This is a genomic window from Brevundimonas sp., from assembly GCF_036399195.1.
Classification (GTDB): domain Bacteria; phylum Pseudomonadota; class Alphaproteobacteria; order Caulobacterales; family Caulobacteraceae; genus Brevundimonas.
The window spans coordinates 1-1,741 of sequence record NZ_DASWNO010000126.1 but is presented as its reverse complement, the minus strand read 5'-3'; the positions used below and the strand labels follow the sequence as shown (position 1 = coordinate 1,741).

Here is a 1,741-nt window from a genome sequence, read left to right as displayed (position 1 = left end):
CGAGATCGTCCGCGGCCGCGTGCCCTGGCTGGCGATCAATCTGGCGACGGCGGTGTTCGGCGCCAGCGTCATCGCCTTCTTCGGTGCGACGATCGAGCAGATCGTGGCGCTGGCGGTGCTGATGCCGATCGTCTCCGCCATTGGCGGCAACGCCGGGACGCAGGCGCTGACCGTGACGGTGCGCGCGCTTGCCACCCGCGAGCTGAACAGCTCCAACGCGCCCCGCACCTTCCGGCGCGAGCTGGTGGTGGGGCTGGCCAACGGTCTGGTCCTGGCGCCGTTGATCGGGTTCGCCGCGGGCATCTGGTCGGGCGACTGGCGCATTGGGGCCGTCATCGCCCTGTCCATGGTGCTGAACCTGGTCGTCGCGGCGACCGTCGGCGTCCTGACGCCGCTGACCCTCGCGCGGCTGAAGTTCGACCCGGCCGTGTCTTCCGCCGTGTTCGTGACCGCGACCACTGACTTCTTCGGCTTCCTGATCTTCCTTGGTCTCGCCACCATCGTCCTGATCTAATTCGGCCCGGAGCTTGCTGGCTCTCCTTGCGGGCGAGCACGCCCGTATCGATTTGGGTCAATCCGTGTCCGACACGCCCGCACCACGTCTGAGAGTCTCCCGCGAGGGACTCGCCCTCATCAAGAGCTTCGAGGGCTTCCGTCCGCGCGCCGTGCGCGGGCAGAGCGGCGGCTGGGTCATCGGCTACGGCCACACCGCCTCCGCCCGGGAGGGTCTGACGGTCACGCCGGCCGACGCCGAGCTCCTGCTCCAGTACGATCTCCTGCCGGTCGTTAAGGCGCTGAACGACACGGTCTCGGCCGGCCTGAACCAGCACCAGTTCGATGCGCTCGCCAGCTTCGCCGTCTCCGTCGGGATCGGACGGTTTCTGTCCTCGGACGTGCTCCAGCGCCTCAAGGAAGGCCAGCCGGCGCTCGCGGCCGACGCGCTTCTGGGCTGGCCCGTGCAGCCCGCACCGCAGGACCGGTTGAGGCGCCGCGCCGCGGAGCGGGCGCTGTTCAACGCGGACCCGGCCACGTCGGTCGGATTTGCGGACCTGATGGCCGCCCCCCTGCCCTTCCCGGCGCAGCCGCAAGAGCCGGACGCCCGCGCGGCGGCGGTGGCGGTGCTGCTCGGCGAGCATCCGCTTTCGGCGATGAGCGTCGGCCCGTTCCCTGCCGTCGAGACCGAGCCCGGGCCTGAAGGCTCGACTCACGCCCATCAGCGATACGCGCCCTATGCGACCGCACCGGTCGGGCCGCTACCCGGCTTTCCGCTCGTCGGCGCACAAGACAGGGAAGAGTTCGGGCCGGCCGCATCGGACGAACCGTCGCCCTTCGCCACGACAGACGGACCGGTCGATTCGTTACCGGCAGCCGATGCCGGGACCCCCGCGCCGGAAGAGCTTGAGCCGGCGGCGGACGAGCCGGTCGAACGCGTCGCGCCGGTTTTGCGTCATGAAGCCGAAGCGGCTTCGGGCCAGCGCCCGGACCGCGGCGGAGCCGGCCCGTTCCTGATCATCGGGGCCGCCGGCCTCGCGGCCTGCGGTGGAGCCGCCGCGGCGTTTCGCCTCGCGCTGGAGCAGTTGGCGCCGCTGGGCGAGACCATGGTGCTGGCGTGGGCGCTGGCGCTGATCGGCGTCGTCTGCGTCGGCGTGTCCGCCTGGAACCTCTATCAGCGCTGGGGCAGGCCGGACTGAGAATCCTCCCCCCTCGGGGGAGGGGGACCATGCGAAGCATGGTGGAGGGG

The 1,741-nt window shown here is 71.1% G+C and carries 2 protein-coding genes; both read left to right on the top strand.

Annotation, left to right across the window (positions count from 1 at the left end; genetic code table 11):
• On the top strand, positions 1 to 514 hold a 514-nt coding region (locus tag VGB60_RS05965), incomplete at its 5' end, for a magnesium transporter (protein ID WP_331037348.1).
• 13 nt (positions 515 to 527) lie between these two features.
• On the top strand, positions 528 to 1,691 hold the full coding sequence (locus VGB60_RS05960; RefSeq protein ID WP_331037347.1) for a lysozyme: 1,164 nt from the start codon (positions 528 to 530) through the stop codon (positions 1,689 to 1,691).
• Positions 1,692 to 1,741: the final 50 nt, after the last annotated feature.